This window comes from Magnetospirillum sp. ME-1, assembly GCF_002105535.1.
Taxonomy (GTDB): Bacteria; Pseudomonadota; Alphaproteobacteria; order Rhodospirillales; family Magnetospirillaceae; genus Phaeospirillum.
Genome location: NZ_CP015848.1, coordinates 1,139,441 through 1,164,717, shown reverse-complemented (window position 1 = coordinate 1,164,717; position 25,277 = coordinate 1,139,441). Strand labels below are relative to the sequence as shown.

Sequence of the window (25,277 nt, the reverse complement as noted above, 5' to 3'; positions counted from 1 at the left end):
ATAAGACGCCTGCCCCGCATCACGCGGGGGCAGGCGCCCCATTTTCGTCCGTAAACGGCCTGATTAGTTCAGGACGGTCACGCCACGACGGTTCTGCGACCAGGCGGCCTCGTTCGAGCCCAGAGCGACGGGGCGCTCCTTGCCGTAGGAGACGGTCTTGACGCGAGCGGCGGCAACGCCGGCAGCCTTCAGGTACTCGGCGACCGAGTTGGCACGCTTCTCACCCAGAGCCAGGTTGTACTCGCGGGTGCCGCGCTCGTCGGCATGACCTTCGATGGTCAGAGAGTAGTTCGGATAGGCCTTCAGCCAGGCAGCCTGCTTGTCCAGGGTGGCCTTGGCGTCAGCGCGCAGGCTGGACTTGTCGAAGTCGAAGAAGACGCGATCGCCGACATTGGCGACGAAGTCTTCCTTCGAGCCCTTCACGATGCCCGAGCCGGCAGCCGGCGAGGTCTGGCCAGCGCCGCCCTTGGCGCCGGTGTCGGAAGGAGCGGATTCGCAAGCGGCCAGCAGAGCGGCGGCGGCAACGATGGTCAGGAAACGCAGTTTCATATTTGAGGACTCCCCCTCAATGCGACGCGGGAATGGAAATAAGATCGGACCTTAGAGACTCCGCGCCGTCCAATCAAGGACGACACGCCCCACCAATGACACCGTTAGCGATGGGACCCGATGTCACCGGATTAAATCCTAATCGGCGCGGACTATACAAACATAATTCTAGGGAATCAAGGGGGACCACGCAGGATCCGACCCATCAACCGGAGTTAAGAGCACTCTTTCATTAACGCCGGTCAGATCGATGGTGTACAGCCGCACCACCTGGCCCCGTCCACGCTCATCCGAAGGAGATTCGCGGAAAAAGGACAGAACCCGGCCGTTGGGCGCCCAGGTGGGACCTTCAACCAGGAAGCCTTCGGCCAGCAGGCGCTCGCCCGAACCGTCCGTACGCATGACACCTATGAAGAATTGCCCACCCTTCTGCTTGGTGAAGGCGATGAGGTCGCCGCGCGGGCTCCACACCGGCGTGGCGTAGCGGCCGTCGCCGAAGCTGATGCGCTGCGGGTTGGAGCCGTCGGCACCCATGATGTAGATCTGCTGCCCGCCGCCACGGTCGGATTCGAAGACGATCTGCTGGCCGTCAGGGGAATAGCTGGGCGCGGTTTCGATGGCCGGGCTGAAGGTCAGCTGACGCTTCTGCCGGGTCAGCAGGTTCATCTCGTAGATTTCGGTATTGCCGCTTTCGGCCATGCTGAAGATGACCTTGTTGCCGTCGGGCGAGAAGCGCGGCGCGAAGGTCATGCCCGGAAAATTGCCCAGCGATTCACGGCGCCCGGTATCCAGGTTGAAGATGTAGACCCGGGGCACGCCCTTGAAATACGAGAGGTAAGTGATCTCGCGGGCGCTGGGCGAGAAGCGGGGCGTCAGCACCAGTTCCGACCCGTCGGTGAGGAAACGGTGGTTCTCGCCGTCCTGATCCATGATGGACAGGCGCTTCTTGCGGTCGTTCTTAGGCCCGGATTCCGCGATATAGACGATCTGGGTGTCGAAATAGCCGTCCTCGCCGGTCACCCGCTTGTAGATGGCGTCGGCCACCTTGTGCGACAGCCGCCGCCAGTCCTGGGGCGAGGCCGACAGCGTCCAGCCGGTCATATAGGCTTCGTTGAACACGTCCCACAGGCGGAATTCCACCCGGATGCGCCCGTCGGGGCCGCTTTCCACCTTGCCGCTGACCAGGGCCTCGGCGTTGATGGCCTTCCAGTCGGGAAAGCGCGGACCGGCCTGCAAGCTGGCCACGGTCTGGATGAAGGCCTTGGGGTCGATGGGCTTGAACAGGCCCGACCGCTCGAGATCGGCCGAGACCACCCGGGCGATGTCGGCGCCCACGCGGGCATCGCCGGCGAAATCGGGAATGGCGATGGGCAGCGGCTTCATCTGGCCGCGGGTGATGTCGATGCGCACCTCGGCGTTGGCGGGCAGAGCCACCGAAACCCCGAGGATGACGAAGGCGCAAAGCGCCAAGAGCGAGCGGATGCGAGTCATGGGGATCATCTTCCTGCCGCGAACTTGGGGTTGAAGGCCAACGTGAAATCCTTGAACTGCTCGTACTTGTCCACCGGAATGGGCAGCGGGCTGGCGGCGCGCACGGCGCGGCGCGCGCTGTCGGCGGCGGCCTGGTAATAGGGGTTCAGCATCATCATGGGGTCGGCCACCACATCGGCCGAGGTGACCGTACCGTCGGGCAGCACCGAAACCTTGATCTGCACCACCAGCTTGTCGGCGTCCTTGGCCCCGGCCGGCACGTTCCAGAAGCGCTCGATATGGGCGCGGATGCGGTCGCGCTCGGTCATGGAGACCGGCTCGTTGGGATTGTGCGACGCCGAGCCCCTGACCGATTGCGGCGCGGTCTGGGTGGCGGTCTTGTTTTCCGGCACCGAGGGCTTGAGCTTCTCGGTGGACTTCAGAAGCTTGTCCAGTTCGTCGGCGGGCGTCGGCTTCTTCTTGTCCACGGACTTGAGAAGCGAATCCAGCTCGTCCTTGACGTCCTTGGTCTTCTTGGGCGGCTCGGGTCGCGGCTCGGGCTTAGGGGGAGGCGGCGGCTCCGGCTTGGGCTCGGGCTTCGGCTCGGGCTTCGGCATGGGCGCCGGCTCAGGCTTGGGCGGCGGAGGTGCTGGCGTGGGCGGCGGCGGCGGCGGCGCCGGGGTGGGCGGCGGCGGCGGCTTGGGCGGCTCGGGCTTGGGCGGTTCCGGCTTCGGCGGTTCCGGCTTGGGGGGCTCGGGCTCGGCCTTCTGCGGCTCGGGCTGCGGCTTGTTGTCCTGGAGCGGCGGCGGATTGGTCTTGGCGCCGATGGGAACGATGTCGACGACCAGCGGCGCCTCCTCCACGGGCAGCTCGCGCCAGAACTGCGGCAGGCCGAACACCGCCAGCAGGAACAGCGCCAGATGCAGAAGACCGGAGAAGACGTAGCTTTCGCGCCGCAATTCCATGATGGAAGCCTAGCGACCTCCCTTCTTGGCGGGCTTGGCCGGTTCGCTTGAGCCCTTGACCTCGGTGACCAGGGCGACCTTGGCGAAGCCGGCGGCTCCCAATGTCCCCATCACCTCCATCACCCGGCCGTAATCGATGCCCTTGTCGCCGCGCACGAAGATGCGGGTCTCGGGCTTCTGGGCGGTGATGGCCTGGAGACGGGGGGCCAGTTCGTCGATCTGCACCTCGGTTTCCTGAATCCAGATCTTGCCGTGGGCGTCGATGGTCACCGACAGGGGCTGGTCGTCGCCCTTCAGGGGCGCGGCCGAGGTCTTGGGCAGGTCCACCTGCACGCCGGCGGTGAGCAGGGGGGCGGTGACCATGAAGATCACCAGCAGCACCAGCATGACGTCGACCATGGGGGTGACGTTGATCTCGGCCACCGGCCGGAACTTGCGGGAGTGCCCCTTGCGGCTTCCCAGCGAGGCGCCCATCAGGCCTTCTCCTCGAGCTGGCGCGACAGGATGGCGCCGAACTCACCGGCGAAGTTCTCCAGGCGCTTGGAATAGCGGTCGAGATCGGTGGAGATCTTGTTGTAGGCGATCACCGCCGGAATGGCGGCCACCAGGCCGAGAGCGGTGGCGAACAGCGCCTCGGCGATGCCGGGCGCCACCACGGCCAGCGAGGTGTTCTTGGTCGCGGCGATGGACTGGAACGAGTTCATGATGCCCCACACCGTGCCGAACAGGCCGATGAACGGCGCCGTCGAGCCCACCGAGGCCAAAAAGCCCAGGCGGCGCTCCAGAAGCTCCATCTCGCGCCCCAAGGTCACGCTCATTACCCGGTCGATGCGCTGGGGCAGGCTGGCCCGCGTGGAATCGCGGTCGGCCAGACCCTTGGCCGCCGAACGCCGCCATTCGCGCATGGCGGCCACGAAGATGGACGACATGGGGTCCAGCGGCCGGGCGCCGATGCGGTCGTAGAGCTCCTCCAGCGAGCCGCCGGACCAGAAGGCTTCCTCGAACTGGTCGGCCCGGGTGCTCAGCTGGCGCACCTTCATCAGCTTGTCGAAGATGATGGCCCAGCACCAGAACGAGGCCAGAAGCAGGGCGATCATGACGAACTTGACGATGATGTCGGCGCGCATGAACAGCGCCCACATGGACAAGTCCATCTGCGCCGCCGCTCCGGCCGCCCCTACTGCCTGAGAAGGATCCATGATACCTACCGCCTTTCGCTGATCCGCTTCGCGAACAATTCCCTGACCGGCGCCGGAATGCGGGCCGGTTTGCCGGACAGGGTGATATAGCCCAGGCGCACCCCGATGCGCACCAATTCAGTTCCGTCGTCGGCGCGGATGATCCGCTGGTCCAGTTCAATACTGGCACCGCCGATGGAAGTCACCTCGGTTTGAACCGAAAGCAGGTCGTCCAGCCTGGCCGGACGCAGAAAGTCGATGTGGGCCGAGCGCACCGCGAAGGCGGTTCCCTCACCCTCCTCCAGCATGTCCCGCTGGCTGACGCCCAGCTCGCGCACCAGCTCGGTGCGCGCCCGCTCGGCGAAATTCAGGTAGTTGGAGTGGTAGACGATGCCGCCGGCATCGGTGTCCTCGTAATAGACGCGGATGGGGAAAGTGTGAATGGCGCTCATTCCCCCTCCTCGTCCATGCGGGTCAAGAGATCCAGCTGCACCAAAAGGTCCTTGGGCGGGTTGATCCCGATATGCCTGAAGCCCGAGGCCGACAGCATGCGCCCCCGGGGCGTGCGCTGGATCATGCCCTGCTGCAGCAGATAGGGCTCGACCACCTCTTCCAGGGTGTCGCGGCTTTCCGACAGCGCCGCGGCCAGGGTTTCGACGCCCACCGGCCCGCCGCCGTAATTCTCGGCGATGCAGCGAAGATAGCGGCGGTCCATGGCATCCAGGCCGATGCGGTCCACCTCCAGACGGTTCAGTGCCGCGTCGGCGACGAGCGCATCCACCGGCGACTTACCCGCCACGGCGGCGAAGTCGCGCACCCGGCGCAGCAGCCGTCCCGCCACGCGGGGCGTGCCGCGCGACCGGCGCGCCACCTCGGCCGAGCCGTCGGCGGTGAGATCGAAGCCCAGCACGCGGGCGCCGCGCGACACGATGCTTTCCAGCTCGGCCGGCTCGTAGAAATTCATGCGGCAGGGAATGCCGAACCGCTCGCGCAAGGGCGTGGTCAGAAGCCCTGAGCGCGTGGTGGCCCCCACCAAGGTGAAGCGGGGCAGATCGATACGGACGGAACGGGCCGCCGGCCCTTCACCGATGATCAGATCCAACTGAAAGTCCTCCATCGCAGGATAGAGAACCTCCTCTATGGCAGGATTAAGGCGATGGATCTCGTCGATGAACAGGACGTCGTTGGGCTCCAGATTGGTCAAGAGCGCCGCCAGATCACCGGCCCGCTGGATCACCGGCCCCGAGGTGGCGCGAAAACCCACCCCCAGTTCGCGGGCGACGATCTGGGCGAGCGTGGTCTTGCCCAGGCCGGGCGGGCCATGGAACAGCACATGGTCCAGCGCGTCGCCGCGGGCGCGGGCCGCACTGATGAAGACCTTCAAATTCTCGCACACCTGCCGCTGCCCGACGAAATCGTCCAGCGACAGCGGCCGGAGCGAGGTCTCGGCATCGGCGGCGTTCTGCTCGGGCGAGACCATGCGGGGCGTCATGCCAGCAGCCCCTTGCCCAGCCGCTTCAGCGCGGCGCGGATCAGGGCGGAGGACTCGGCCTCGTCACCCAGCTCGCGGGCGGCCTCGCCCACCGCCTGGAAGGCCTCCAGGCGCTTGTAGCCCAGATTGACCAGGGCGGAGACGGCGTCCTCCAGGCGGCCCGAGGCGGCGGGCAGCGGCGCGGCCGAGGCCACGGCGCCGGCGGCGGCGTGGAAGCCGCCCAGCGCGATCTTGCCCGCCTTGTCCTTCAGCTCGGTGAGGATGCGCACCGCCAGCTTCGGCCCCACGCCGTTGGCCCGGGTCAGGCCGGTCTTGTCCTGCGCCGCGATGATCTGCAGCAATTGCTCGGGCGAAGCCACCGACAGGATGGCCAGCGCCACCTTGGCGCCCACGCCCTGCACCGTGGTCAGCAGCCGGAACCAGTCGCGCTCGCCGGTCTCGAGAAAGCCGAACAGTGAAATGGCGTCTTCGCGCACCTGGGTCTCGACGAACAGGGCGCAAGCGGTACCGGCTTCCAGCCGCGCCAGGGTCTTGGCCGAGCAGGTCACCAGATAGCCGACGCCGTTGCAGTCGACCACCGCCCAGTCGTCGCCCAGCGAATCGATCAGGCCCTTCAGCTTGGCGATCATCGCGCGCCCGCCTTTGCCAGTTTCTGCTGCGTGCCGCGATGATGGGCGTGGCAGATGGCCACCGCCAAGGCGTCGGCGGCATCGGGGGTGGCGGCGAGGCAGCCGGGCAGCAGGGTACGGACCATCATGCCCACCTGCTCCTTGGCGGCGCGGCCCGTTCCCACCACCGATTGCTTGACCAGGGTGGCGGCGTATTCGCCCACCGGCAAGCCGGCCTTGGCGGGCACCAGCAGCACCACGCCCCGGGCCTGGCCCAGCTTCAGCGTGCTGGCCGGGTTCATGTTGACGAAGGTCTCTTCCACCGCCGCCTCGTCGGGGCCGAATTCGGCGATCACCGACAGAATGCCGTCATGGAGCTGGACCAGGCGCTCGGCCAGGGCGGCGGAGGCATCGGGACGGATCACCCCGTCCGCCACATGGCGCAGCCGGTTGTCCACGGCGTCGATGACGCCCCAGCCGGTATTGCGCAACCCCGGGTCCAACCCCAAAATTCTCACCCCAGCTTTTCCATGATCTCGTCGGGAATCTCGAAATTGGCCTGGACGCGCTGGACGTCGTCGTTGTCTTCCAGGATATCCAGCAGCTTCAAAAGGGTGCGGGCGGTTTCCTCGTCGGCGACCGGCACGGTGGTCTGGGGCTTCCAGTCCAGGCGGGCGTATTCCGGCGTGCCGAACTTGGCCTCCAGCGCGTCGCGCACCGCGCCCAGATCGTCGGGGGCGCAGGTGATCTCGTGGCCGTCCTCGTCGGATTCCACGTTGTCGGCACCGGCGTCCAGGGCGCCTTCGAACATGGCCTCGGGCCCGGCGGCGGACGCGGGATAGCGGATGGCGCCCACCCGGTCGAACATGAACGACACCGAATTGGTCTCACCCAGGGCGCCACCGTTCTTGTTGAAGGCGGTGCGCACCTCGGTGGCGGTACGGTTGCGGTTGTCGGTCAGGCCCTCGACGATGATGGCCACCGAACCGGGGCCATAGCCCTCGTAGCGCACTTCCTCGTAATTGGTGCCGTCGTCACCGCCGGCGCCGCGCTTGATGGCGCGCTCCATGGTGTCCTTGGGCATGTTGGCGGCGCGGGCCGCCATGATGGCGGCGCGCAGGCGCGGGTTCATGGCCGGGTCGGGCAGGCCGGTTTTGGCCGAGACGGTCAGTTCGCGGATCAGCTTGGTGAAGACCTTGGCCCGCTTGGCGTCCTGCGCGCCCTTGCGGTGCATGATGTTCTTGAACTGTGAATGCCCGGCCATATCCGCCACCAAATCCCGATGAAATGAAGATTGACCGGTGCCTATACCACATGTTGTGGCAAAGCAACAGGCATCACGCCGCCGGAATGGCGTGATGCCCACCCTATGGCTTGAAATGTGGGTCTAATGGCTGGCGCGCACCACCATCTCGGTGATGGCCGCCGGATCGGTGACGGCGGTAGAGCGCCCCACCTCCACCTTGCCGCGATAGGAAATCAGGGTGCTCTGGCTTTTCACCCCGAGATAGGCCAGGGCGTCCTTCTGGCTGTCGAAATCCACCGCGAACACCTTGAGCGCCGGATTGGAGGATTCCAGCCTGTCCACCGTGGGCTTCTGCGCCTTGCAGGTGGGGCACCAGGGCGCGGTGACGTGGACCAGGATGGGCGAGCCGGCCGCCTGGGCGGCCTCGAACGCCGTCTTGTCCCACATCTGGGCAGCCTGGGCCGCGGGGGAGAGCAGGATCAGGACGAACAGCAGGATCAGGCGGGGCATGACGCTTCCTCCGAAAATGATGGCTACCCCGGATATTCGCCCCGCGCCCCGAAAAAGTTAGCCCCTCGGCAAACTTTATTCACTTCGCCGCAGTGTCGATCTTCTTCTTCATGGCGTCGAACAGCACCTCGAGATTGCCGCCGGCGCCCCGCACCACCGAGGTGAAGTCGGAGCGGATGGTGGTGAGCAATCCGGCGCCTTCGGCGATGACGTCGGTGATCACCAGCCGGCCCGCCGGGTTACGGGTGATGACGAAGGACAGGACCACGCTGTCTTCGGGCGACATGATCATGCGGGCCTTGACCAGCACGCCGTCGGACTTTTCCTCGCTGCCCAGCACCTCCACCTGGGTCGAGCCCGACGAATTATCGGTCAGCTCGGCATAGGTGGCGACGAAGAAGGGGATCAGCAGATTGGAGAACGTCTCCTTCTGCGCCTCGGTCGCCTTGCGCCAGTAGCGCCCCAGGATCAGTTCGGATTCAAAGGCGATGTCGCCGTATTTGCCCACCAGGGCGGCGACCTTGTCGCGGCTGACCTCGCGGCTGTAGGGGCCGCCCGCGAAAGTGGCCGCCGCGTCGGCGACGGCCTGGCGGACAAGGGCCTCGGCCTCGGGGCCGCCGGCTGCCCGCGCCGGCTGGACGGCCAGCAGCACGACCGCCAGAACAAGCGAAAAAACAGCCTTCATCATCCCTCTCTCCGCTCTACCAATCGGGCCAGCACTCGGCCAGCCGCCCGCCCAGGCGCAGCGGCGCGGCGCGCAAGGCCAGCCCCGTGCGGTCATCGGTTTCGACCATCACGCCGCACAGGGTGCCCGGCCCTTCGGCGGGCGACAGGCGCTCGCCGGGAATCTTGCGCACGAACTTGAAGATGGCGGCGTCCTTCTTCATGCCGATCACCGAATCATAATCGCCGCACATGCCGGCGTCGGTTTGATAGGCGGTTCCCTTGACCAGAACCTGACAATCGGCGGTGGGAACGTGGGAATGGCTGCCCACCACCAGGCTGGCGCGGCCGTCCGACAGATGGCCGATCGCCATCTTCTCGCTGGAGGCTTCGGCATGGACGTCGACGATGATGGCATCCACCCCGCCGGCCCCCATGCGGGCCTTGGCCAGCACCGATTCCAGCGCGGCGAAGGGATCGTCCAGGGCATCCATGAACAGGCGGCCCATCACCTGGACCACCATCACCTTGCGCCCGCGCGGCCCCGCATAAATGCCGGTGCCGCGCCCCGGCGTGCCGGCGGGATAGTTGAGCGGACGCAGCACCCGGGCCTCGCCGTCCAGATAGGGGATGATCTCGCGCTGGTCCCAGGTGTGGTTGCCCAGCGTGATCACGTCCACGCCCATGGCGAAGAAATCCTCGCAGATCTTGGGCGTGATGCCGAAGCCGTGGGCGGCGTTCTCGCCGTTCGCCACGATGAAATCCGGCGACAGGCGGCTCTTGATCTCGGCCATGCGCCCGGCGATCACGTCGCGCCCCGATCGCCCGACCACGTCACCCATGTACAGAAGTCTCATTTGCCCGCCGTCACGATCACGCCCTGCTCCGTGGCTATCAGATCCAGGGGAATGTCCCAGGGATCGGTTGGAACGGTGCCCACCTCCTGGGCGGCGAAGGCCAGGCCGATGGCGAGGATCGCCCCGCTCCGGCGCAGTTCACCCAGGGTCCTGTCATAATATCCGCCGCCATAGCCCAGACGGAACCCCCTTCTGTCGAAGGCCAGCAGCGGCGCCAGCACGACGCCGGGGATGACGGGCGGCACGGCGGGCGGGTGGCGGGTGCCGTGCGGCCCGGCCTCCAGGGTCTCGCCGGGCGTCCAGCGGCGGAATTCCAGGATGCCGCCCGTCTCGGTCACCGCCGGCAGGGCCAGGACATGGCCCCGCGAAGCCAGGGCCTCCATCAGCGGCACAGGGTCGATCTCGCCTTCCAGCGGCCAGTAGCCGGCCACCACGCTCGCCTCGGGCAGGCCCAGCGCCCCGGCCAGCCCGGCCAGGGCGAGGGCGGCGGCGGGACCATTGGCGGCGGCTTCGTCGCGCCGTCTCTGGCGGGCGATGGGTCGCAACCGGGTCTTCGCGGAAGAAGGGGTGGGCTGGGTCATGGCATCAATGGAGTGGAGCGGCGCCGCCTCGGCCGTTGGCCATGCAAGTCCTCCGTGGCCTGCTTACGCAGGTGGGTGGCCATATACCGGAACCAGGGCTCCGACAGGGACAGCCCCCGAGAGGAAGTTATTGGCCCCAGGGACATTGGCTGCCTGACGCACCGCGCAGCAGACCGCTCCGTTGCTGAAGCTAGGCTCTTTCGAGGCGCATCGCAATGGCCTCGATGCGCCTCGTCAGCGAGTCGATCAGCCCGGCCAGCTTGGCGTCGCCCTCGGCCGCGGCGCCGACCTCGCCGCCGATCTTGGACAGTTCCTCGCGGGCCTCGGCCAGTTCGTCGGCCAGCAGCAGGCCGACCATGACCAGCAGGCGGGAATCGCTGACCGAGCCCACCGAGGACAGCAGATGCTGGGCGCGGGCGTCCACCTCGCGGCCCAGGACATGGACCCGGGCCACCTGGGAATCGTCGCAGGCAATGTCGTAGACACGGCCGTTGATGGTGACGTTGACGACAGCCACGGCGCTTACTCCTCCAGCAGGTCGCGCAGGCGGTCGATGGCGGCGTCCAGCCGGGTCGAGACCACGCGGGTGGTTTCCTCCAGCCGGGCGTAGTCCTCGCGGGCGCCGCGCAGTTCGCCCGCCAGCAGCAGGTCGCCGGCGCCCACCCGGGCCGAAGCGGATTCAAGACGGTCGATGGCGGCGCCCAGGCGGCGCATGGCCTCTTCGGTGCTTCGCAAGCTCTGCCCCTGACGCTGTTCCACGATCCATCCCCACGTTCTGGAATCGAAACCGAAGGTATGGCCGAAGGGCACCCGAGTCAACAAAGGCCGGGTTGATCACCGGCAAAGCGCAGGATACCCTTCTTTAGACCCGCCAATCCGCGAAGGATGACATCCATGCGCTCCGCCCTGAAGGCCGCCCTGTTCGCCGCAGCGATCCTCTGGCCCATGGCGGCGTCGGCGGAACAGCCCCTCGCCCTGTCCAAGGGACAGGTGCTCTACGTCCCGGTCTATTCCCACATCTCCCACGGCAACCTGGACGGACGGGGCAAGCCCTCGGAGCTGCTGCTGTCGTCCATGCTGAGCCTGCGCAACACCGACCTCGCCCATTCCATCACCGTCACCTCGGCGCGCTATTACGACACCGAGGGCAAGCTGCTGCGCGAATACCTGCCCAAGCCGCTGGTCCTGGGTCCCATGGGCTCGTCCGAGCTGTTCGTCGAGCACAAGGACAAGAGCGGCGGCAGCGGCGCCAATTTCGTGGTGGAGTGGAAGGCAGACCGACCGGTCAATCCGCCCGTGGTCGAGACGGTCAACGCCTATTTCTTCGGCACCCAGTCGGTGGCCTTCACCAGCCCCGGCCGCCCCATCTCGCCCAATCCGTGAGCGCTGTCGTCGTTCATTGCCTGGATCAGGCCCGCGCCGCCCTGGCCGACGCCAAGGCCGACCGACCGGTCAGCCTTATCAGCCCGCCCGGCACCGCCGGATTTCAGGGCATCGGCTGGTGGCGGGCTCTTTGCCGGATCTTGCGCGACGAATTCCCCGATCACACCGTGGAGACGGTTCTCGATTGCGGCGAGTCCCCCGGCCTCGCCCTGGCGGCGATCCGGGCCGGCATTCCTGCCATTCGGGTAGCCGATCTATGCCCATCGGCATTGATGAGGCTGAGGGACATAGCCAGACAGGCTGGGGTTCAGGTCATTTCGCCTGGAAATGTGTAATCCCGGTTCAGAATCTTACAAGTTCCCACCTTCCAACGTATGGGGTGCAGGGGCTAGACTGTACCTATTGATGCGGCCGTGCGGGGGAGACGTGCCGGTTTCCGCATCCCATTCACGAGGGAAGCAGGGAGCGACGCTGCAATGGAACACATGCTGGCGGATATCAAGCGATCCATCTACGAGGATGGCGAGGTCAGCGAGGCCGAGGTCCGGCTGCTGGCCGACGTCCTTGCGCGCTATGGCGTCACCGAGCAGACGGTGGGGGTCCTTCTCGATCTCAACACCATCATGTCGGGCGCCCGCTATCCCGACTCGTTCGTCGCCCTGTTCGTCCAGACCATCGCCGGTTTCGTCATGGATTCCGGTGGTGCGGTGTCCGAGGACAAGTGGCGCTGGCTGCAGAACAGCCTGCTCAAGGATTCGGTGATCGACGATCTGGAGATGGCGCTGCTCGACCATATCCGGAACAGGGCGACCAGCCTGCCGCCCGGCATGGCCCAATTCACCAATCTGAACCTCAAAGCCTCCTGACGGCCTCCGGCACCATGACCCCGGTCCGGCCTTTCGCCCTCCTGGCGCTGCTGCTGCTCGTCCTGGCGGCCTTCCCCGCGCTCGCCCAGACCGACGGCGCTTCGCCGACGGGTGAAAGGGGACAGACCATCCGCGTGTCCACCCGGGTGCTCGAACCCTTCGTCCTGCGCGAGAACGGCAAGCTGACCGGCTTCAGCATCGAATTGTGGGAGCGCATCGCCGAGCGCATGGGTATCGTCACCCAGTACGACGTCCGCCCCACCCTGCCGGAACTGCTGGGGTCGGTGGAAAACGGCCAGGACGACCTGGCCATCGCCGCCATCTCCATTACCGCCCAGCGCGAGGCGCGCTTCGATTTCTCCCATCCCATCTTCGATTCCGGCCTGGCCATCCTGGTGCCCGAGGGGGCGGGCGAAATGGGATTGCTGGATCTGGTGATCGCCTGGTCGGCCCAGCTTCTGCCGGCCCTGGGCATCGGCGTGGCGCTGATCGTCATCGCCGCCCATCTGGTCTGGCTGAGCGAGCGCCATCGCCGCGAACCGGACATCGACATGGCGCGGCCGTACTTTCCCGGCATCTTCCAGGCCGCCTTCTGGGTCGCCACCCTGATGGGCGGACAGGCCGAGGGCATGCCCAAGCGGCCGCTGAGCCGCGCCATCGCCGTCATGTGGATCTATGCCGGCCTGGTCTTCGTCGCCTATTTCACCGCCTTCGCCACCTCGACCATGACGGTGCAGCAGCTGAAGACCGGCATCTCCAGCCCCAACGACCTGGTGGGCAAGAAGGTGGCCTCGGTGGAAGGCAGCTCGGCCGCCAAGTACCTGCAATCCATGGGCATCGAGGTTTCGGCCTATCCCAACGTGAACGACGCCATCAAGGCGCTGCTGGCCAAGTCGGAAATGGCCGTGGTCTACGACAGCCCGATCCTGCAGCACTATGTGGGCAAGCACGGGCGCGGCAAGGTCCGCATCGCCGGTGCCGACTTCCGCCAGGAAAAGTACGGCATTCTGTTCCCCCAGGGCAGCCAGCTGCGCAAGCGGGTCAACGAGCAATTGCTGCAGATCCGCGAGGACGGCACCTTCCTGGAGCTGCACCAGAAATGGTTCGGCGGCGGGGGCTGAACCTCACGCCGGCGTCAGATATCATACATCATGACCGATTCCGGCTTGCCGCGCCGGTTGGACATGTCGGCCAGGGTGGTGTTGTCCAGAATGGCGGCGATGGCGTCGCGCACGTCCTGCATCACGGCGCGGATGGCGCAGGCCGTCTCGTCGGCGCAATCCTCGCAGCGACGATAGGCCGAGCGCGACACACAGGGCACCGGCGCCAATGGCCCGTCCAGCACCCGCACGATGTCGCCGACCATGATGCGCGCCGCCGGCCGGGCCAGGACATAGCCGCCGCCCTTGCCCTTCTTCGACGACAGCAGCCCCTGGTTCTTCATCTCCAGAAGAATGGCGTCGAGGAATTTCTTGGGGATTCGTTCCGAGGCGGCGATGTCGGCGATCAGCACCGGCCCCAGGCCCTCGTGACGGGCCAGATGGACCATGGCCTTCAGGCCGTATTTCGCCTTGCTCGACAGCATCACCACACCCAATCCATAGAGCTATAGAGAAGGGGATCAGGGGGACGGTGTCAACACACGTCACGCCAAGTCTTATCGAGACTTGGCTAGGCCCCTCCCTCCGGGGGATCGGGATATATCCCGATGGCCGCGCGCCTTATGGCGCGAAAGCCAAGGGTCGTGAAGGCGACCCGCCCGGCGATTGAGGGGCAGAAATGATCAATAAAATGCGGGGGCGGGCCTGTGCCGGGCCCGCCCCCGCCAGGTTGCGGCCTCAGGGAGACTGGAGGGCCGCGGTGAATTCAGGCAACACCTTGAAGAGATCCGCGACCAGGCCGTAATCGGCGACCTGGAAGATGGGGGCCTCTTCGTCCTTGTTGATGGCGACGATGACCTTGGAATCCTTCATGCCGGCCAGGTGCTGGATGGCGCCCGAGATGCCGACGGCGATGTAGAGGTCGGGGGCGACGATCTTGCCGGTCTGGCCCACCTGGAAGTCGTTGGGCACGAAGCCGGCGTCCACGGCGGCGCGGGATGCCCCCACGGCGGCGCCCAGCTTATCGGCCACCGCTTCCAGCAGGTGGAAGTTGTCGCCCGACTGCATGCCGCGACCGCCCGAGATGATGATGCGCGCCGAGGTCAGCTCGGGGCGCTCGGACTTGGACAGCTGGCTGCCCACGTAAGCCGACAGGGCCGGGTCGGCGGCGGCCGCCACGGTTTCCACCGAAGCGGAGCCGCCTTCGGCCTTGGCCGCCTCGAAGCCGGTGCCGCGCACGGTGATCACCTTGACGGCATCCTTGGACTGCACGGTGGCCAGGGCGTTGCCGGCATAGATGGGCCGCACGAAGGTGTCGGCCGACACTACCGCGGTGATCTCGGAGATCTGGGCCACGTCCAAGAGCGCCGCGACGCGGGGCGCCACGTTCTTGCCCCCCGTGGTGGCGGGCGCCAGGATGTGGGAATAACCGCCGGCGAGGCTGACCACCAGGGCGGCCAGGGGCTCGGCCAGGGAATGCGCGTAAAGGGCGGCATCGGCGCTCAGCACCTTGGCCACGCCCGCCACCTTGGCGGCGGCCTCGGCCACCGCGCCGATGCCCGCACCGGCGACCAGCACATGGACGTCGCCGCCGATCCTGGTGGCGGCGGTAACGGTGTTCAGCGTGGCGGATTTGAGAGCGCCGCCCTCGTGCTCGGCAATGACGAGAACGGTCATGATCAGATCACCTTCGCTTCGTTCTTGAGCTTGTCCACCAGGGCGGCCACGTCGGCCACCTTGATGCCGGCGGAACGCTTGGGCGGCTCGGCCACCGAAAGGGTGACCAGGCGCGGGGCGATGTCGACGCCCAGATCGGCCGGCGAAACCGTGTCGATGGGCTTCTTCTTGGCCTTCATGATGTTGGGCAGCGAGGCGTAGCGCGGCTCGTTCAGGCGCAGGTCGGTGGTCACCACCGCCGGCAGCTTGAGGCTCACCGTCTCCAGGCCGCCGTCGATCTCGCGGGTCACGGTGACCGCATCCGAGCCGATCTCCACCTTGCTGGCGAAGGTGCCCTGGGGGCGGCCCAGCAGCGCGGCCAGCATCTGGCCGGTCTGGTTGGAATCGTCGTCGATGGCCTGCTTGCCCAGGATGATCAGGCCGGGGGCCTCCTTCTCCACCAGGGCCTTCAGGGCCTTGGCGACGCCCAGGGGCTGCACCTCGTCGTCCGTCTGCACCAGGATGCCGCGATCGGCGCCCATGGCCAGCGCGGTGCGCAGCGTCTCCGACGCCGCCGCCGGGCCGATGGAGACCACCACAACTTCGGTGGCCTTGCCGGCTTCCTTGAGGCGAACCGCCTCTTCCACCGCGATCTCGTCGAACGGATTCATGGAGAACTTCACGTTCTGGGTCTCGACCCCAGAACCATCCGACTTCACGCGAATCTTGACGTTGTAGTCGATCACCCGCTTGATCGCGACCAGGACTTTCATCGATTTCCTATCCTCTACTGGTGTCACCCTGAACCGAAGGTGAAGGGTCTTTCAGGCATCATCGGCTTTCGCCTCAGGCTGAAAGATCCTTCCTCCCTTCGGTCGTCAGGATGACAAGCCCTTAGCTGAACGCCTGGATGCCCGTCTGGGCGCGGCCCAGGATCAGGGCATGGACGTCGTGGGCACCCTCGTAGGTGTTCACGGTCTCCAGGTTCACCATGTGGCGGATGACGTGGAACTCTTCCGAGATGCCGTTGCCGCCGTGCATGTCGCGGGCCATGCGGGCGATGTCGAGCGCCTTGCCGCAATTGTTGCGCTTGATCAGCGACACGGCCTCGGGAGCCCAGGTGCCCTCGTCCATCATGCGCCCCACCCGCACGCAGGCCTGCAGGCCCAGCGTGATCTCGGTCATCATGTTGGCCAGCTTCAGCTGGGGGATCTGGTTGGCGGCCAGCGGACGGCCGAACTGCTTGCGGTCCAGCATGTACTGGCGGGCCGCGTGCCAGCAGAACTCGGCGGCGCCGATGACGCCCCAGGCGATGCCGTAGCGGGCCTTGTTGAGGCAGCCGAACGGACCACCCAGGCCCGAGGCATTCGGCATCAGCGCCTCGTCGGGGACGAAGGCCTCGTCCAGCACGATCTCGCCGGTGATGGAGGCGCGAAGGGAGAGCTTGCCCTCGATCTTGGGCGTGGTGAAGCCCTTGGTGCCCTTCTCGACGATGAAGCCCTTGATCTTGCCGTCATGGGCGTCGGACTTGGCCCAGACGATGGCGATGTCCGAGATGGGCGAATTGGTGATCCACATCTTGGAGCCGGTCAGCAGATAGCCGCCGTCCACCTTCTTGGCCCGGGTGCGCATGCCGCCCGGATCGGAACCGGCGTCGGGCTCGGTCAGGCCGAAGCAGCCGACGATCTCGCCGGTGGCCAGGCGGGGCAGGTACTTCTTCTTCTGCTCTTCGGTGCCGTAGCTGAAGATGGGATGCATCACCAGCGACGACTGCACGCTCATGGCCGAACGGTAGCCGGAATCCACCCGCTCCACTTCGCGGGAAATCAGGCCGTAGGCCACGTGGTTGACGCCGGGGCCGCCGAATTCCTCGGGGATGGTGGGGCCAAGCAGGCCCATCTCGCCCATCTCGTTCATGATCTCGCGGTCGAAGGTCTCGTCGCGGAACGCCTTCATCACGCGGGGCTGGAGCTTCTCCTGGCAATAGGCGTGCGCCGAATCGCGGATCAGCTTCTCGTCTTCGGAAAGCTGGTCTTCCAGGAGGAAGGGGTCGTCCCACTTGAACTGCTGCACAATGCGTCTCCCACATGATGAATGGCACTTCAGGCACCATGCCCCATTCGAGCCATCATGGGAAAAATATATTTTGTATGGTGGCTATAACGGATCATTATGGGCCGAATTCAGTTCGGCTTACGCCTCGCTTCAGGCGTCATGGCCGGGCTTGACCCGGCCATCCACGCGGCAGACCCCAAGCCAGGCGCACCATGGACCCCCGGATCAAGTCCGGGGGTGACGATGGAGGTGTTGGGGGCGTCCAATCGGAAATGAACCGCCATGGATATCCGTCAGCTCCGCTATTTCCTAGGCATCGTCGAGCACGGCTCGCTGTCCAAGGCGGCCGAGGCGCTGCGCGTTGCCCAGCCGGCCCTGTCCCTGCACCTCAAGAAGCTGGAGGAGGAGTTCGGCTGCCCGCTGGTGCATCGCACGGCGCGCGGCGTGGTGCCCACCGAAAGCGGCCTGCGCCTGGCGGTGCGGGCCGGCGTGCTGGTCGAGCGCATGGCCAGCCTGAAGGACGAGATCCGGGGCCTGGAAGCCGCCCCCGCCGGACCGGCGGTGATCGGCATCCCCACCTCGCTGGGCCCCGTGCTGACCGTGCCCCTGGCCCTGGCCGTGCGCCGCCGCCACCCTTCCGTCCATCTCAGGGTGGTGGAGGGGCTGTCGGGCCACATGCTGGAATGGGTGCTGTCGGGATCGGTGGACATGGCGCTGGTGTTCGGCTCCGAGCATCCCAGCGGACTGGCCACCCGCTTCATCGCCCGCGAACGCCTGGCCCTGGTGGGCCCCAAGGGGGACCGTCTGCTGAAGGACCGCCAGAGCATCGACCTGACCACCGCCCTGATGCTGCCCCTCATCCTGCCCGGCCGCCCCCACGGGGTGCGGGCCGAAGTGGAGCGCGCCGCCCGCATCCTCGACGCCGAGCCGCGGGTGGTGATCGAGATCGACGCGCTGGAGCAGATCAAGTCCCTGGTGGCGGCCGGAGCCGGCTACACCGTGCTGTCGGAACGCTATGCCCGCTTCGGGCCCGAAGCCGCCAACCTGGACGCGGTGCCCATCATCGCGCCAGAAATCGAGCGGATCATCTCGCTGGCCCACGCATCCGACCGGCCGCTGTCCATCGCGGCCCGCGCCGTCCATGCCATCGCCGTCGAGCAGCTGGAGCGTCTCACCACCGACGGGCGCTGGAACTGATACGCACATTCTTATTGTTCGTATCGCATCGTAACGCATTGGCGTAGGCTGAATGCGCATTCTTCTTCCGGTGAAGCCCCCGAGGATGCTAGTCTCCGCCCCGTTCCGCGGCAAAGAGAGGCGAAGCCCCCGCGCTGGCGGATGATACCGGAGAGCGTGAGGAGCTTGTTCATGTCCGCAGCCGTTCAGGCCAAGCCGCAGTCGCGGCTGTTGTTGTCGGGTAACGACGCCATCGCCCGGGGCGTGTGGGAGGCCGGCGCCAAGGTGGCCGCCGCCTATCCCGGCACCCCCTCGACCGAGATTCTGGAGAGCCTGTCGCTCTATCCCGACCTCTACGCCGAATGGTCGGTGAACGAGAAGGTCGCCATGGAGGTGGCCATCGGCGGCTCCATGTCGGGCGCCCGCTCGTTCTGCGCCATGAAGCATGTGGGCCTGAACGTGGCCTCCGACGCCTTCATGACCGTCACCGTGGCCGGCGTGATCGGCGGCCTGGTGATCGCGGTGGCCGACGACGTGGGCATGAGCTCCTCCCAGAACGAGCAGGACTCGCGCTTCTGGGGCCGCTTCGCCCATGTGCCGGTGCTCGAGCCCGCCGACTCGCAGGAAGCCTACGAGATGGCCAAGTACGCCTTCGAGCTGTCGGAGGCCTACAACACCCCCGTCATCCTGCGCCTGACCACCCGCGTCTGCCACGTCAAGGCGGTGGTGCAGGTGGGCGAGAAGGTGAACACCGCCATCGGCGGCTTCAAGTCCGACGCGCGGCGCTGGGTGATGACGCCGGCCAACGCCAAGGGCCTGCTGCCCGCCCAGATCGCCCGCGAGGGCAAGCTGCAGGCGCTGGCCGAGTCCTCCCCCCTGAACGTGTTCGAGGACGGCGCGGACAAGCGCATCGGCTTCGTCACCTCGGGCCCCGCCTACATGCATGTGCGCGAGTGCTTCCCCGACGCTCCCGTCCTGAAGCTGGGCTTCACCTATCCGGTGCCGGTGGCGCTGGTGGAGAAGCTGGCGTCCCAGGTCGAGCATCTGGTGGTGGTCGAGGAGACCGAGCCCCTGATGGAACAGGAGCTCAAGGCCGCCGGCATGCTGAAGATCCACGGCAAGGACCTGCTGCCCCGTCTGGGCGAGCTCACCCCCAACGTGCTGATCCCGGCCATCAAGACCTTCCTGGGCGAGCCGGTGCCGCCCACCACCACCTACCCCAAGTTCGATCCCTTCCCCCGGCCGCCGACCATGTGCGCCGCCTGTCCCCATATGGGCGTCTACTACTCGCTGGCCCGCATGAGGAAGAACGTCCAGATCTCGGGCGATATCGGCTGCTACACCCTGGGCGCCGGCCATCCCTGGAACGCGCTGGACACCACCATCTCCATGGGCGCCTCCATGGGCATCGCGCTCGGCATGGACAAGGCCCGCTCGGAAGAGACCAAGGACAAGGCCGTGGTCGCGGTGATCGGCGACTCCACCTTCCTGCACATGGGCATGCAGGGCATGCTGGACATCGTCTATAACCGGGGCAACGTCACCACCCTGATTCTGGACAACCGCACCACCGGCATGACCGGCGGCCAGAACCATGCCGGCACCGGCAAGGGGCTGAAGGGCGACGACACGCCGCGCGTCGACTTCGTCAAGCTGGTCGAGGCGCTGGGCGTCAAGCCCGAGCGCATCAAGAAGATCGACCCCTACCAGCTGCCGGTGGTGTTCAAGACCATCAAGCAGGAAACCGCCATCCCGGAACCCTCGGTGATCATCACCGACCGTCCCTGCGTGCTGTCCGAGTTCTACACCAAGATCGAACCCTACAAGGTGGTGGACGACGACTGCACCGGCTGCGGCAACTGCATCAATGTCGGCTGCCCCGCCATCACGGTGAAGCGTTCCGAGACCAAGACCCGCGCCGACGGCAAGGTCAACGAGCTGAAGTTCACCACCATCGACACCGCCATGTGCACCGGCTGCCACATGTGCGTGGAATCGTGCGGCCCCAACGCCATCGTCAAGGCCAAGCCCGCCCAGGCGGCCGAGTGAGGGAAGACATCATGAGCGATGTGATCACCAATATCCTGGTGTGCGGCACCGGCGGCCAGGGCGTGATGACCGCCGCCGAGATCCTCTCCCAGGCGGCCATGGCGCGCGGCCTGGATTGCAAGAAGTCGGAAGTGGCGGGCATGGCCCAGCGCGGCGGCGTGGTCACCAGCCACGTCCGCTTCGGTCGTCGCGTCTGGTCGCCGGTCATCACGCCCGGCACCGCCGACATCCTGGTCGCCTTCGAGGTGGCCGAGGGCTCGCGCTGGGCGGACATGCTGCGTCCCGGCGGCGTGGCCATGGTCAACACCATCCGCCTGGTGCCCCCGGTGGTCTCGGCCGGCCTGTTCAAGTACCCCGACGATCCGGTGGCCCAGATGCGGGCGGCGGGCGTCACCGTCTACGACTTCGACGCCGGCGCCATCGCCCGCGAGTTGGGCGACCTGCGTCTGGTCAATACCATCATGCTGGGCGCCATCGCCGACTACCTGCCCTTCCCGGCCGCCGAGCTGGAGGAACAGATCGTCGGCCGCTTCCGTGAAAGGAAGCCCGCCATGGTCGAGGTCAACCAGAAGGCGTTCTCGGCCGGCCGCGACGCCGCCAACAGCGCCAAGACCAAGACCTCGGCCGCCTGAGTCCTGATACGCAGCTTCCGCCTTTGGCATTCTCACCGGCTTCTGATAGCCTTCAACGAACCGGTGAGAATGTCATTTCCAGGGGAACAGACAGATGCCCGCTGCCGTTGATCTTGGTGCGCTGAAGGTTCTGGTCATCGACGACCAGGAATTCGTCAGAACCATCGTCAAGAAGATGCTGCAGCAGGTGGGAATCGGCCAGGTGGTCGAGGCCCATGACGGCAATTCCGGCCTGGAAGCCGCCGAACGCGAACGCCCCGACGTGGTGATCTGCGACGTCCAGATGCGCCCCATGGACGGCTTCGGTTTCGTCAAGATGCTGCGCGCCCTGCCCTTCGGCCGCGATCTGCCGGTGGTGATGCTGACCGCCCACACCGACGCCGCCACCGTGGGCCGCGCCAAGGAGCTGAACGTCAACGCCTTCCTGGCCAAGCCGGTCCTGCCCCCGGCGCTCAAGGAAAAGATCGTCAAGGTGGTGAGCGACGCGCGGGGCTAAGGCTCCATTCCCTGGGCGTTATAGACAGACAATAACAGCGGCCGCATGATGGTTTTCCCCAATTAGAGGGCGATCATCCATGAGGCCGTTCGTAATCCTTGCGACACTTCTCGCGACACTCCCGGTCATTGCGGCCCCAATTCCTCCGCGGGAGGAACTCTGCGCACGCTTTGAAGCCATCCAGCTACCGGCCGAGGATATCCCCGACCCTAATGATCTGGGCACGCTTAAGACTTGTGATTCAGAAGCTCTGTATTTCGGCCTCGGTTCCCCTCCGAATCCCCACGCGGCCCGAATCTGCGCAATGGCGCGCTATCGCCAAGACGGGGCTTCGTATGAAGGGGCCGCGGTCCTGATCCTGCTCTACGCCAACGGCCTTGGTGGAGAGCGCCGCATGGATGTCGCCATCAGCCTTGCCTGCCGCTATCCCGGCCCACATGTGGAAGACCTCTATACACGCCAGATGAGTCAGTGGAGCGGAAGCAATTACAGCTGGTGCGACAGCGGTCCGAATGACACGTCCAACGACTGGTGCGCCATTCATACCCATCGAATCGAGGGTATCACCAGGAATGCTGCGCTGGACAATCTGGCGCGGCGCTGGCCTCCCCCTGCTGCCGCCAAGGCCTTCACCCGACTCAGCGCGGCGACGGAAGAATTCATCACCACCCAGGTCGGCAATGAGGTGGATTACAGCGGCACGCTCCGCCATTACGATTATCGGGCCGCAGATACATGGGCGCGCGAGACCTTCCTGGAGGAACTCAACGCCATGGCTGATGGTAGCCCGCCTTATCACGGAGCCGAAAAAGCAGGCCCGACCAATTCACACCTGAATGCGGTCTATCGCGCCGTGATGCGGGTTCCGGCAGAAACATTTGCCAGGAAATTCGGAACCATCGACCAAAAGGGCATCAAAGTAACCCAAGCGGCATGGATCGAATACCGAGATGCCTGGATTGCCTTTGCATCTCAGGTGGACCCGCACTTTCGCCGGGACGCCGTCGAGAACTGGATAAACCAGGACAGAATTGAGGAGTTGAGCGCCTTCCTGGTGGGAAGCAGACCGACGCAATAGCCGTCATCGGCACAAGCATCAGGCCGCTCCTCTTCCTTCCTGCGAAGGCGCTCTAATACAACCCGCCCGCCGAGGGCGCGGGTCCGGCCGCCGGGGCCTGGGGGACCGGCGGCATGGCCGGAGTGCCGGCGTCGGGGGCCGGGGCAACGCCGGGCGGGGGCGTCAGCTGAACGTTGCCCGAGGTTCCGCCCTCCTCCGCTCCCAGGAAGGGGGCGAAGCTGAAGCCGGCATCGACGCCGCCCGAGCCTTCCAGCACGTCCTCCTCGTCGCCGGGCATGCGGTCCGAGCCCTTGAACGCCTCGTAGATGGCCTTGGGGTCGCCGGGCATGGCGGGCTTTCCGGTAGAGGCGTTGACGCGCACCAGCCGCACGCCGGGCGGCACGCGGAACGGCGTCGGCGGCTTGTCCTTCAGCGCCTCCATCATGAAGTCGCGGAAGATGGGCGCGGCGATGGAGCCGCCGGTTTCCTTCGGTCCCAGGGTGGCGGGATCGTCGAAGCCGACGAACACGCCCACCGCCAGATCGGGTGAGAAGCCCACGAACCACACGTCGTTGGAATCGTTGGAGGTGCCGGTCTTGCCCGCCAGGGGCTTGCCCACCGCCTTGATGGAGGTGCCGGTGCCGCGCTGGACCACGCCTTCCATGATGCTGACCATCTGGTAGGCGGAGACGGGATCGACCATCTGCTCGCGGATGTCGGGCAGAACCGGCATGTCCTGACCGGTGAAGCGGCCCGCCGAGCAGCCGTCGCAGAAGCGCAGGTCGTGGCTGAAGATGGTCTTGCCGTTGCGGTCCTGAATGCGGTCGATCAGGGTGGGGCGCACGCGCTTGCCGCCGTTGACCAGCATGGCGTAGGCCGCCGTCAGCTTCAGCGGCGTGGTCTCGCCGGCCCCCAGCGCCATGGACAGCTGGCGCGGCAGGTTGTCGTAGATGCCGAAGCGGTTGGAGTAATCGGCGATCTTCTCCATGCCGACGGCCTGGGCCAGACGCACGGTCATCAGGTTGCGCGACTTCTCGATGCCGACGCGCAGCGTGGTCGGCCCCAGATAGTCGTCGTTGTAGTTCTTGGGCCGCCACAGCGGCAGGCCCGGCCCCTGGGGCAGGGCGATGGGGGCGTCGAGCACCAGCGAGGACGGCGTGTAGCCGCTTTCCAGCGCCGTCAGGTAGATAAACGGCTTGAAGGCCGATCCCGGCTGGCGCAGCGCCTGGGAGGCGCGGTTGAACTGGCTCTTGCCATAGGACCAGCCGCCCACCATGGCCATGACGCGGCCCGTATGGGGGTCGATGGCCACCAGGGCGCCTTCCACCTTGGGAATCTGGCGAAGCGAGAAGGAATTGGCGGCATAGGGCTTGCCGTCCTCGCCCTTGGCCACCGGCTCCACCAGGATGACGTCGCCCAGGGCGACCACGTCGGCCGGGCGGCGGGGGAACGGGCCCATGGTGGACTTTTCCAGGGCGGGGCGCGCCCACTTCATCTCGGCGAAGGGCACCCGGCCCACCTTGCCGCCCACCAGGCCCAGGGTGGCCTCGTGATCGTTCAGCGCCAGCACCACGGCGGTCTGCCACGCCTCGTCGGCGCCGCCGGGACGCGGCACGGCGGCCAGCAGCGGCCCCCAGCCGGCGGCGGCGGGAATGCGGGTGACGGGACCGCGCCAGCCGTGGCGGCGGTCATAGGCGGCCAGTCCCTGGCGCAGCACCCTGGAACCCACCGCCTGCAGCCTGGCGTCCATGGAGGCGCGCACCACCAGACCGCCCTTCCACAACGCCGATTCGCCGTATTTCGCCTGCAGCTCGCGGCGGATGTCCTCGGCGAAGTAATCACCGCCCTGGGTGGCCTGCATCTCCTTGCGGGTGCGGACCTCCAGCGGCATGGCCACGAAGGTCTGGTACTCGGTCTGGGTGATCTTGCCGTCTTCGAACAGGCGCCCGATCACCCAGTCCCGGCGCTCCTTGGCGGCCTGGGGATGGCGATGGGGGTTGTAGTTGTTGGGGGCCTTGGGCAGGGCGGCCAGATAGGCGGCCTCGGCCACGTTCAGCTCGTCCAGGCCCTTGTCGAAATAGTTCAGCGCGGCCGCCGCCACGCCATAGGCGCCGCTGCCCAGATAGATCTCGTTGAGGTAGAGCTCGAGGATGTGGTCCTTGGAGAAGGTCCGCTCGATGCGCAGCGCCAGGATGGCTTCCTTGACCTTGCGCTCGATGGACACCTCGTTGGTCAAGAGGAAGTTCTTGGCCACCTGCTGGGTAATGGTCGAAGCGCCCACAGGCCGCCGGTCGGCGCCCTTGCCCCGGTTCTTCAGGTTGACGACGATGGCGCGCGCGATACCCACCGGGTCGATGCCGGCATGGGAATAGAAATTCTTGTCCTCGGCCGACAGGAAGGCGTCCTTGACCAGCTGGGGAATCACCGGCAGCGGCACGAAGACCCGCTTCTCCACCGCGTATTCGGCCACCAGACGGCCGTCGCCGCCATAGACGCGGGTGGTGATGGGCGGCTCGTAATGGGCCAGCTGATGGTAGTCGGGCAGGCCCCGTCCGTAATGCCAGAACACGAACAGCGCGCCGCCGGCCCCCACGATGGCCAGCAGGATCAACAGGCTGAACAGTCCGAGCAGGAAGCGGAACATGGGATCGGGTGCCTCTAGGGTCAGGCCCGGTGGTACCGCCTTGC

The 25,277-nt window shown here is 66.4% G+C and carries 30 protein-coding genes and 1 other RNA gene; 9 read left to right on the top strand and 22 right to left on the bottom strand.

What is annotated here, in order from left to right; genetic code table 11:
- Positions 1–63: 63 nt before the first annotated feature.
- The 17 genes from pal to WV31_RS05315 all read right to left on the bottom strand — a co-directional run bounded on the left by pal (position 64) and on the right by WV31_RS05315 (position 10,878).
- Positions 64–549: a peptidoglycan-associated lipoprotein Pal gene (gene pal / locus WV31_RS05395; RefSeq protein WP_085372605.1), complete on the bottom strand. Its 486-nt coding sequence runs from the start codon at positions 547–549 to the stop codon at positions 64–66.
- 168 nt (positions 550–717) lie between these two features.
- Positions 718–2,049: a Tol-Pal system beta propeller repeat protein TolB gene (gene tolB, locus WV31_RS05390; RefSeq protein ID WP_085372604.1), complete on the bottom strand. Its 1,332-nt coding sequence runs from the start codon at positions 2,047–2,049 to the stop codon at positions 718–720.
- Positions 2,046–2,984 carry a cell envelope integrity protein TolA gene (locus tag WV31_RS05385; RefSeq protein ID WP_085372603.1) on the bottom strand — a complete coding sequence of 313 codons (939 nt, stop codon included), beginning with the start codon at positions 2,982–2,984 and terminating at the stop codon, positions 2,046–2,048. Before WV31_RS05385 ends, tolB begins: the two co-directional genes overlap by 4 nt.
- Before the next feature lie 9 nt (positions 2,985–2,993).
- A complete protein-coding gene (gene tolR, locus WV31_RS05380; protein ID WP_085372602.1) occupies positions 2,994–3,458 on the bottom strand; it encodes a protein TolR in 465 nt (154 codons plus the stop codon).
- Positions 3,458–4,183: a protein TolQ gene (gene tolQ / locus WV31_RS05375; protein ID WP_068436265.1), complete on the bottom strand. Its 726-nt coding sequence runs from the start codon at positions 4,181–4,183 to the stop codon at positions 3,458–3,460. Before tolQ ends, tolR begins: the two co-directional genes overlap by 1 nt.
- Before the next feature lie 5 nt (positions 4,184–4,188).
- On the bottom strand, positions 4,189–4,614 hold the full coding sequence (gene ybgC, locus WV31_RS05370) for a tol-pal system-associated acyl-CoA thioesterase (protein ID WP_085372601.1): 426 nt from the start codon (positions 4,612–4,614) through the stop codon (positions 4,189–4,191).
- On the bottom strand, positions 4,611–5,654 hold the full coding sequence (gene ruvB / locus WV31_RS05365) for a Holliday junction branch migration DNA helicase RuvB (RefSeq protein ID WP_085372600.1): 1,044 nt from the start codon (positions 5,652–5,654) through the stop codon (positions 4,611–4,613). Before ruvB ends, ybgC begins: the two co-directional genes overlap by 4 nt.
- Positions 5,651–6,283: a Holliday junction branch migration protein RuvA gene (gene ruvA / locus WV31_RS05360; protein ID WP_085372599.1), complete on the bottom strand. Its 633-nt coding sequence runs from the start codon at positions 6,281–6,283 to the stop codon at positions 5,651–5,653. The genes ruvB and ruvA overlap by 4 nt, the downstream gene beginning before the upstream one ends.
- Positions 6,280–6,780 (bottom strand): crossover junction endodeoxyribonuclease RuvC, encoded by a 501-nt coding sequence (ruvC, locus tag WV31_RS05355; RefSeq protein WP_085372598.1) that lies wholly within the window; start codon positions 6,778–6,780, stop codon positions 6,280–6,282. Before ruvC ends, ruvA begins: the two co-directional genes overlap by 4 nt.
- Positions 6,777–7,526: a YebC/PmpR family DNA-binding transcriptional regulator gene (locus WV31_RS05350; protein WP_085375478.1), complete on the bottom strand. Its 750-nt coding sequence runs from the start codon at positions 7,524–7,526 to the stop codon at positions 6,777–6,779. The genes ruvC and WV31_RS05350 overlap by 4 nt, the downstream gene beginning before the upstream one ends.
- A gap of 123 nt (positions 7,527–7,649) precedes the next feature.
- The gene (locus WV31_RS05345) at positions 7,650–8,018 is read right to left on the bottom strand and encodes a thioredoxin family protein (protein ID WP_085372597.1); all 369 of its coding nucleotides are present in this window, start codon (positions 8,016–8,018) and stop codon (positions 7,650–7,652) included.
- 79 nt (positions 8,019–8,097) lie between these two features.
- Complete coding sequence (locus WV31_RS05340; RefSeq protein WP_168185855.1) at positions 8,098–8,706, bottom strand: MlaC/ttg2D family ABC transporter substrate-binding protein; 609 nt, start codon at positions 8,704–8,706, stop codon at positions 8,098–8,100.
- Positions 8,707–8,719: 13 nt separating this feature from the next.
- On the bottom strand, positions 8,720–9,538 hold the full coding sequence (locus WV31_RS05335) for a TIGR00282 family metallophosphoesterase (protein ID WP_085372595.1): 819 nt from the start codon (positions 9,536–9,538) through the stop codon (positions 8,720–8,722).
- Positions 9,535–10,083: a 5-formyltetrahydrofolate cyclo-ligase gene (locus tag WV31_RS05330; protein ID WP_237051503.1), complete on the bottom strand. Its 549-nt coding sequence runs from the start codon at positions 10,081–10,083 to the stop codon at positions 9,535–9,537. The genes WV31_RS05335 and WV31_RS05330 overlap by 4 nt, the downstream gene beginning before the upstream one ends.
- A gap of 52 nt (positions 10,084–10,135) precedes the next feature.
- A non-coding RNA gene (gene ssrS / locus WV31_RS05325) (6S RNA) lies at positions 10,136–10,294 on the bottom strand.
- Between the two features lie 15 nt (positions 10,295–10,309).
- On the bottom strand, positions 10,310–10,636 hold the full coding sequence (locus WV31_RS05320) for a cell division protein ZapA (RefSeq protein ID WP_085372594.1): 327 nt from the start codon (positions 10,634–10,636) through the stop codon (positions 10,310–10,312).
- A gap of 5 nt (positions 10,637–10,641) precedes the next feature.
- Positions 10,642–10,878, bottom strand: a complete 237-nt coding sequence (locus WV31_RS05315) for a hypothetical protein (protein ID WP_237051502.1) — start codon at positions 10,876–10,878, stop codon at positions 10,642–10,644.
- Positions 10,879–11,013: 135 nt separating this feature from the next.
- On the opposite strand from WV31_RS05315, the gene WV31_RS05310 reads away from it, so the two are divergent.
- From WV31_RS05310 to WV31_RS05295, 4 genes are all read left to right on the top strand, one after another.
- Complete coding sequence (locus tag WV31_RS05310; protein ID WP_085372593.1) at positions 11,014–11,502, top strand: DUF3124 domain-containing protein; 489 nt, start codon at positions 11,014–11,016, stop codon at positions 11,500–11,502.
- On the top strand, positions 11,499–11,837 hold the full coding sequence (locus tag WV31_RS05305) for a hypothetical protein (protein WP_085372592.1): 339 nt from the start codon (positions 11,499–11,501) through the stop codon (positions 11,835–11,837). The genes WV31_RS05310 and WV31_RS05305 overlap by 4 nt, the downstream gene beginning before the upstream one ends.
- 141 nt (positions 11,838–11,978) lie before the next feature.
- Complete coding sequence (locus WV31_RS05300; protein WP_085372591.1) at positions 11,979–12,368, top strand: hypothetical protein; 390 nt, start codon at positions 11,979–11,981, stop codon at positions 12,366–12,368.
- Between the two features lie 14 nt (positions 12,369–12,382).
- Positions 12,383–13,489, top strand: a complete 1,107-nt coding sequence (locus WV31_RS05295) for a transporter substrate-binding domain-containing protein (RefSeq protein ID WP_085372590.1) — start codon at positions 12,383–12,385, stop codon at positions 13,487–13,489.
- A 14-nt stretch (positions 13,490–13,503) separates the two neighbouring features.
- On the opposite strand, the gene WV31_RS05290 is transcribed toward WV31_RS05295, so the two are convergent.
- The 4 genes from WV31_RS05290 to WV31_RS05275 form a co-directional block, all read right to left on the bottom strand.
- Complete coding sequence (locus tag WV31_RS05290; protein ID WP_085372589.1) at positions 13,504–13,953, bottom strand: RrF2 family transcriptional regulator; 450 nt, start codon at positions 13,951–13,953, stop codon at positions 13,504–13,506.
- 253 nt (positions 13,954–14,206) lie between these two features.
- Positions 14,207–15,145, bottom strand: a complete 939-nt coding sequence (locus WV31_RS05285) for an electron transfer flavoprotein subunit alpha/FixB family protein (protein WP_085372588.1) — start codon at positions 15,143–15,145, stop codon at positions 14,207–14,209.
- Between the two features lie 2 nt (positions 15,146–15,147).
- Positions 15,148–15,897, bottom strand: a complete 750-nt coding sequence (locus WV31_RS05280; RefSeq protein WP_085372587.1) for an electron transfer flavoprotein subunit beta/FixA family protein — start codon at positions 15,895–15,897, stop codon at positions 15,148–15,150.
- A gap of 121 nt (positions 15,898–16,018) precedes the next feature.
- Positions 16,019–17,197, bottom strand: a complete 1,179-nt coding sequence (locus WV31_RS05275) for an acyl-CoA dehydrogenase (protein WP_085372586.1) — start codon at positions 17,195–17,197, stop codon at positions 16,019–16,021.
- A 264-nt stretch (positions 17,198–17,461) separates the two neighbouring features.
- On the opposite strand from WV31_RS05275, the gene WV31_RS05270 reads away from it, so the two are divergent.
- The 5 genes from WV31_RS05270 to WV31_RS05250 all read left to right on the top strand — a co-directional run bounded on the left by WV31_RS05270 (position 17,462) and on the right by WV31_RS05250 (position 22,610).
- Positions 17,462–18,376 carry a LysR family transcriptional regulator gene (locus WV31_RS05270; RefSeq protein ID WP_085372585.1) on the top strand — a complete coding sequence of 305 codons (915 nt, stop codon included), beginning with the start codon at positions 17,462–17,464 and terminating at the stop codon, positions 18,374–18,376.
- A 171-nt stretch (positions 18,377–18,547) separates the two neighbouring features.
- Positions 18,548–20,404, top strand: a complete 1,857-nt coding sequence (locus WV31_RS05265) for a thiamine pyrophosphate-dependent enzyme (protein WP_085372584.1) — start codon at positions 18,548–18,550, stop codon at positions 20,402–20,404.
- Positions 20,405–20,415: 11 nt separating this feature from the next.
- A complete protein-coding gene (locus tag WV31_RS05260) occupies positions 20,416–21,036 on the top strand; it encodes an indolepyruvate oxidoreductase subunit beta (RefSeq protein WP_085372583.1) in 621 nt (206 codons plus the stop codon).
- Positions 21,037–21,130: 94 nt separating this feature from the next.
- The gene (locus WV31_RS05255) at positions 21,131–21,532 is read left to right on the top strand and encodes a response regulator (RefSeq protein ID WP_085372582.1); all 402 of its coding nucleotides are present in this window, start codon (positions 21,131–21,133) and stop codon (positions 21,530–21,532) included.
- Between the two features lie 79 nt (positions 21,533–21,611).
- Positions 21,612–22,610, top strand: coding sequence for a lysozyme inhibitor LprI family protein (locus WV31_RS05250; protein ID WP_085372581.1), 999 nt, complete (start codon positions 21,612–21,614; stop codon positions 22,608–22,610).
- Between the two features lie 52 nt (positions 22,611–22,662).
- On the opposite strand, the gene WV31_RS05245 is transcribed toward WV31_RS05250, so the two are convergent.
- Positions 22,663–25,233: a penicillin-binding protein 1A gene (locus WV31_RS05245; RefSeq protein ID WP_085372580.1), complete on the bottom strand. Its 2,571-nt coding sequence runs from the start codon at positions 25,231–25,233 to the stop codon at positions 22,663–22,665.
- Positions 25,234–25,277: the final 44 nt, after the last annotated feature.